The organism is Emticicia soli, from assembly GCF_037860775.1.
Taxonomy (GTDB): Bacteria; Bacteroidota; Bacteroidia; order Cytophagales; family Spirosomataceae; genus Emticicia; species Emticicia soli.
Genome location: NZ_JBBEWC010000022.1, coordinates 40,274 through 47,466, shown reverse-complemented (window position 1 = coordinate 47,466; position 7,193 = coordinate 40,274). Strand labels below are relative to the sequence as shown.

4 protein-coding genes are annotated in these 7,193 nt (G+C 40.4%); all 4 read right to left on the bottom strand.

Going from position 1 to position 7,193, the window contains the following annotated elements; all coding sequences use genetic code 11:
* Positions 1-658 precede the first annotated feature (658 nt).
* Entirely contained in the window at positions 659-2,164 is a 1,506-nt protein-coding gene (locus WAE64_RS23975; RefSeq protein WP_340240607.1) for a SusD/RagB family nutrient-binding outer membrane lipoprotein, read from the bottom strand.
* A 13-nt stretch (positions 2,165-2,177) separates the two neighbouring features.
* On the bottom strand, positions 2,178-5,204 hold the full coding sequence (locus WAE64_RS23970; RefSeq protein ID WP_340240605.1) for a SusC/RagA family TonB-linked outer membrane protein: 3,027 nt from the start codon (positions 5,202-5,204) through the stop codon (positions 2,178-2,180).
* A gap of 284 nt (positions 5,205-5,488) precedes the next feature.
* Entirely contained in the window at positions 5,489-6,007 is a 519-nt protein-coding gene (locus WAE64_RS23965) for a hypothetical protein (protein WP_340240604.1), read from the bottom strand.
* A gap of 225 nt (positions 6,008-6,232) precedes the next feature.
* A complete protein-coding gene (locus tag WAE64_RS23960; protein WP_340240602.1) occupies positions 6,233-7,186 on the bottom strand; it encodes a D-2-hydroxyacid dehydrogenase in 954 nt (317 codons plus the stop codon).
* Positions 7,187-7,193 lie beyond the last annotated feature (7 nt).

Below are 7,193 nucleotides of genomic sequence, written 5' to 3'. Positions count from 1 at the left end.
GGTACTGAGTTCATCCTCGGGAGAGTAAGTAGATGCCAGGATTTTATTGTAAAGCCTCTAAGAACATTCTTAGGGGCTTTTTTTATGTGAAAGAACCAACATACTGCTACTATCAGACACAACCAAATGGAGGCGGTCAGGGTCAATCTGGATAAACTCTAACAAAACAAGCCTTGTTCAGCCGCTAATAAACGAAGCAAACTTAAATCTCTCACCTCTTGATTTCGTTTTATAAGTATAATACGCTTGTATATATTATGCGTAAATCCCCTCATTCTTGTCATTAATAGCCATAAAATATCTATAAGATAATTTAAATTCGATTCTATTCTATACGAAAATAAATTAAAACTACTAGACCAAATGACCCCAGGCAGCCAGGCATTAATGGTTTTGTTGCAGGATTAGAAGACCAACTGAATTGGATGTGGTTAAATAGTAAATGTGCGTAAGATTGTTTTAGTCGTACTCAGAAGACAATGCTACGCAAAAATTGGAAGTAGAGGGCGGAGATTTATTTGAAGCCGTAAAAGCACCAGAAAATTATTATGGTTTATGATGGTGCTAGATTTGTGAGTTCGCTAATTGACCAGAATCTTAAAGAGCCATCCCAATTTGGAGATGGCTCTTGTCATTTATAGGCTACACAATACTAAACTTATTTCGTATCCCACCATACACGAGCTGAAACCATATCGTCGTTGCCTTGTTTAGTGGCTTCTACGTTGTTGGTTTGTCTTTCTGACTCTGGGTACATTAAACGCAAAGGTCTGTCAGTAGCAGAGGCTGCATCTAATGAATTCGGGAAATTTGGTAAGCTTAAACGGCGGTAGTCGTTCCAGGCTTCAATGCTGCTAATACTATTAAGCGACAACCATTTTTGCTCAATAATACGTTCGATGGTTGCATTGTAAGCTACATTGCTTTGTGCAAGGTAATTGTCAATGCTCATGCCGGTAGTACCTACATACACAAACGATTCGCCAACGGCTAAATCATAAAAGCTTTTAGCTGATCCGCTAATCCAGCCTCTTTGCGCTGCTTCTGCCTGTAAAAACAGACTCTCGAACGAGCTTAACAAAATAGTGGCCTGTGTAGCACTTTTGAATACGCCACCCGGTCTGTTACTGTTTTCTTGTGGGCCTTTGAATAATGAAGTCGCAGAACGGTTGTATTCTGCTTCTGCATTTGGATTACCAAACAAAACGCCTTTATAATCGTTCCCAACTGCTGTATAAAGTTGCTCTAAACGGGGGTCGTTTCTGACCTTATATTGTTCAATCAAGTACGCTGTCGGACGTATATCAATATGGTTTGCTGTGCTGATACCTTGTACATTACGGTAAAAGTTTTCCCAGAGCGGATTCATTTTTCCGGCTGTCATAAGGTAACCCGGCTGTATAGCTGCGTGCTCACCAGCACCCAGGAAACCACTACCTTCTGCCTGTATTTTCTGTGCCTCGGCTTTTACATAAGTGTCGTTACCAGCCTCGCTTTGGCGCACCAATGCACGTAGTTTAATGGTATTTCCAAACTTCAACCAAAGTGTACGGTTTCCTTTAAATAATACATCGTCGTTGCCTGGTTCTGAACCTGCTCTTGCAGCTTTAATATCTTCCATACCGTCGCTGATAAGTGCTATTGATTTCTCATAAACTGTTTTACCGTCTTCATAGCGTGGTGTAGGGAAAATAGTACCCTGAAGCGCTTGGTCGAACGGGATATTGTTGTAAATATCAACCAATCTTAAAAAATGCCATCCCTGCATAATTTTAGCTATTCCCAAATAAAAGAAAGAATCTTCTTTGGTAGCTTGCTCACGTATTAACTGGTAATAAAGCAAGTTTGTGTAAGCGTTTTCCCACACCGGAATACCATCACGTTGGTGACGAATAGCAGGCCCATTGTAGTTTTTTAAATCAGGGAATAAGTTTACCCCCTCACTTGTAGTGCCCCAATAACCACCCCAGAAAGCACCGATTTGGTTAAGTTGAACACTCTCCTGGTTAACAGAGCTAACCAATGCTGCCGGAAGCTTTGCACTCAGTTTCAGGTTCTCTGAAACCGGGGCATTTGGGTTGTCGTTTACATCGAGGTAGTCGCTACAAGATGTAAAGGCAACGGCAGAAATAAATATAAGAATAACTGATAATGTATTTTTCATGAGTAACGTTCTATTAAAATCCAACATTTAAATTGAAACCGTAAGTACGGAAAGGAGGTACTTGACGGAAACTGATGTATCCATCAGTTGTATTATAGAGGTATTCTGGATCACCGTAGTTATTATCTTTATGACGGATAATAAACAAGTTGGTGGCAATAAACCCAAGTGAAGCTTCTTTTACGAATCTTCTGTTACCTAGCCATTGTGCCGGCATGCTATAAGAAATGTTGAGTTCGCGTAGTTTGAAATAATCTGATTTTGCAGCAGTATTTATCTGCACTTCACCTTGTTTTGTCCAGTAAGCTTTGTCTCCTTTCGAGTATACAGATGTGTTTTCTACATAATTACCATCGGCTGTTCTGATAACCGAGTTAGGGAAAATAAACGGTTCACGGTTAAATTCGGCAGTACGTGGGTCTGTTCCTGCAGTGTACATACGTGGTACAATTTCAGAATACAACCAACCGCCCATACGCCAGTCGAACTGTGCCGCTACTGAGAAGCCTTTGAAACGCAGTGAAGTGTTAAGCCCCATTTGGTAAGGTGGCACCATTGTGCCCAAATGTACAGGATCTGCGGCAATAAGCGGTTCGCCTGTGTTTGGGTTAATAATTACTCGGCCTTGTGGGTCTCTTTGGTAATCGCTTACTTGTAAGCTTGGATAAGCTTGGCCAATATTGGCATAAGACTGACGGAAGATATTGAATGAAGTTAAGCCTTCGTATAGTTCTTTAACCTGGTTGTTGATATGCGTAAAGGCAAAACCAATATTCCACTGTAAATTTTCACGTCTGATAACGTCTCCACTCACTGTTAATTCTACAATGCTGTTGGTAAGGCGACCAGCGTTTACGATTGCACTGCTGTAACCTGTAGCACGAGAAGTGGTTGCGTTGAAGATTTGTCCTTTAGAGTCAGAGAAGATATAGCTACCCTCAATGTTTAAGCGATTCTGGAACAAACTTAATTGCGCACCTGCTTCGAATGAACTTACAAACTCAGGTTGGATATTTGGGTTTGGATAACGTGTGCCCGGTGTGAAACCTACAAGGTTTCCGAACGGAAAACCGTTAATCTGGCTGTATGGGTTATTTAGCGAGTAAGGGTCTAGCGTTACGTTACCTGTTTTGTTATATGAAGCAAATATTTTACCGTATGATAACGCAGGAATACCTTTGAAAAGCGGTATAGCATCGGTAAATACAAATGAAGTACTAACACCAGGATAGAAATACGAACGGTTTTCTTTATTTAATACTGACACCCATTCGTTACGACCTGTTAAGGTTAAGAAAAGGAAATTTCTGAAACCTCCGGTAAATTCTCCGTAAGCAGCCATCGAACGGTAACGGGTGATACCAGCACTACCTCCAAGCTCTCCGATACGACTACCCGGGTTGTAAAGGTCTGGTAAAGTAAGGTTTGATGAACTGATAGTAGTTGATTTTGTATAATCAGAACGGAAATTCTGGCCAAGTATCAAACGGGTTGAGAACTCACCGAATTTTTGTTGCGCCGTCAGGATAACATCATTGTTGAAACGTTTGAAGTTTTCGTTTCCGTCAGATACAGAACCGTTGATATTTCTACGACCAGCAGCCTCAAATTTACCAACAGTACTACGGGTTTCGTTGGTACGTGAAAATATACCAGCTCTTTCAGTAATTGTTAACCACGATGTAAGCGGATATTCTAACTCAACTTTCCCGTTTAAAGTTTGTTGTTTAAGGTCATTACGGTAATTATCAATTTGATGGTAAGGGTTTTTCTGCAAATCAGTGAAGAAATTCAATGGGTTTGCCGGGCTGTTTGGGTCTCTCCAGTTTTCTAAACTTTTGAAATCAAGATTAGCAGGCATCTGATAAGCCGTAATCCACGGGCCATCAGGTGTAGTGTTGCTCTTGAAATCAACGTAATTTACGTTGTAAGAAGTTTTTAACTTACCAAATGAACGAGTACCGTTGAAACGCCCGCCTGTTCTGCTGCTTTCGTCGCTAGGAATAATCCCTTTAATGCGTACATCTTGTAAAGAGAAGAAATAAGTACTTTTATCGTCACCACCCGAAAACGATAAGTCGTTTTGAAGATTAAGGCCAGTATTAAATAAATCAAGGCGGTTGTCTCTTGATGGCGCTGCATAAAGTTGTTGTGCAGTTGTACCATCTGGCAATACACCTCCGATAGGCTTAGTGCTGCCATCAAATGCAGGCCCCCACGATTCGTATTGAGTTGGGTTATATACGCCATTTACTCCTTGTCCGAATTTGTTTTGTGCCGGAGGCAACATAAACACATTTGAGAATGTAGTAGTATTGCTAAACTTGATAGTACCTTTACCACGGCTACCTGTTTTGGTTGTAATCATCAAGGCACCGTTTACACCTTCAGAGCCATAAAGGGCTGCGGCGTTGGCTCCTTTCAATACCGTAATGCTTTCGATATCGTTAGGGTTTAAACGACCAATTTCAGGCACCGGAACACCGTCAACCACGAAAATAGGAGAGTTCTTACTACGATTAAGTGAGCGGCTACCACGCATGATAATCTGAATCTGGGGGTCAACTTTACTATCGTACATATTTATACGTAAACCCGCTACTTTACTACTTAAACCCGTAAGTGGATTCACAGTTTTACCCTGATTCAGGTACTCATTATTAACTGTCTGCGCACCACCACCAAACTCACGAGAAGAGCGTTTGATACCTAAGGCACCTGTTACAATTATTTCACCAAGTTGATTATTATCAGCTTCAAGGCTAATAATATACTCTGTTTTAGTATTAATTGTAATCTCTTGCGAAGAAAACCCAATGTAAGAGACCACCAAAACTTCACCTACTTCTGCTTGCAGTTTGAATTGTCCTTCTGCATTTGTAGTAGTACCTCTGTCAGAACCTTTGATTTGTATGCTGGCACCTGGTAGGGAAATACCCGTAGCTGCTTCTGTTATTCTTCCGGAGATTGATTTCTTTTGGGCAAATGCAATCTCCTGGCAAAATACCAGTAGTAAAAAAAAGTAGTGTTTTAACTTCATTTGTGTTGTATAATTTTATCATAAAAGTGGTAATCTATTTAGAATTTATCTAAATAGTGCGCAAAACTACATTTCGATACTTAGGAATGCAAGAAAAAAAATGACTTATTTAGATTTAGTTCAAATAAAAATTGAATTGCAGGAAGTAGGTTTCTCGATATATTAAATACTATCAGCAACCGTTTCTCTACAAAACTGGTATATGGAAGGTTGAAAATTTGGGTATAAAAAAGGGTAGAAAAATGTTTCCTACCCTTTCTGTTATTCTCTTAAATTTATTCAAATCAAATAGTTTCTACTATTTCTTCGTCGTACGAATCTTCGTCAGAATCATAAGTTTTTTGTTCTGATTGCTGATTGTTTTGCAGGCGATTATAGTAACGGTCATTATCGTTATAAGGACGATTTCTGTCTTCATCATATCTTCTATCTCTGCCATCATAATACTCTCGGTCTCGTCGCTCATTGTAATAGCGATGTTCTCTATCACGGTAATAGCTGTCATCACGCCAGCTATGGCAATGTTCGTTACAATTATGTCCACGTCGGTGATAATGGCGCCAGCCTCTTCCGCCTCCAATAATAATCGGCGGTGGAGCTACATACACTCGTGGCCCATAACCCCATGAAAAACCGATTACCGGAGGAGGCACAATAACTCGGGGAACGATTACACGAGGCATAACCCGAACGTACGGACGAGCAGGAACATGTCGATACCTATACCCACGGCGTTGCGCGTTGGTTTCGGTAACGAAAAGCATACAAAACAAAACAAGAATGGCAAAGGCTTTACGTTTCATAGTATATGTTCGTTTTTGTTAATGATGCGTTTATATACGCAAAGGTTGCATACATAAGTTTTTTAACAAAGACAAACAAGGCCCCACTTTCCCCTATGCCTATGAAGAATTTTTTAAAGCCTGTTTAAAAAACGATTATTCAATCTTCAATGGCTTCTTTTTAGTCAGAAAGGTAATAGTTCATACGTTAAACATAAGCAGGAAAAAGCAGTGCTTATGAAAATATCAGGAAACAACATTGATAGGTGTGCCTTTCTGATAAGCCTTGATATTCTCTATGATGCCTCTTAGCAATAATTTCCGTGCTTCTACACCCGCCCACGCGATATGAGGTGTAACGATACAGTTTTTGGCTGTGAGTAACGGATTTTCTTTTGCCGGAGGTTCATTTGAAAGCACATCAAGCCCAGCACCTGCAATTGTGCCTGCGTTAAGGGCATCGGCTAAATCGGCCTCGTTAATTAAGCCACCCCTAGAGGTGTTAATCAAGATAGCCGATGATTTCATTAAGGCTATGTTTTCATTATTAATAAAACCTTGGTTATCGGCTGTCAAAGGGCAGTGCAAACTTACAAAGTCACTTTCTTTGAGTAAGTGCTCTATTTCGCACAATTCTACGCCTTCCATTCCGCCGCTTGTGAGGTCTCTTTTATTGGCGAGTACTTTCATGCCAAAGCCTAAGCCAATATTGGCTACTTTTTTACCAATATCACCCAAGCCTATAATACCAAGTGTTTTGCCTTCTAATTCAACCAGCGGAGCCAGATAAAAACACCAATCGGCCGAAGAAGGCCAAGTTTGAGCTATATTTTCAGCATGTTGTGCTACCTGATTGGTAAAGCTAAGCATTAAGGAAAACGATAATTGAGCTACCGAGGCCGAGCTATAACCACGAACATTGGTAACTATAACGCCATGCTCTTTGGTCGCTGCCACATCAATAATATTATAACCCGTAGCCGTAACACCAATATATTTTAAATTGGGCAACTGGCTGATAATTTCACGATTAAGCTGGCACTTGTTGCTGAGTATAACTTCGGCGTCTTTGGCACGTTCAATAATTTGCTCTTTATGTGTGCGGTCGTAGAGCGTTACATCTCCTAATGTGTTAAGGATTGATAAATCTAAATCTCCGAGAGCATTAATAGTATAGGCGTCAAGATAAACTATTTTCATGTTGTTG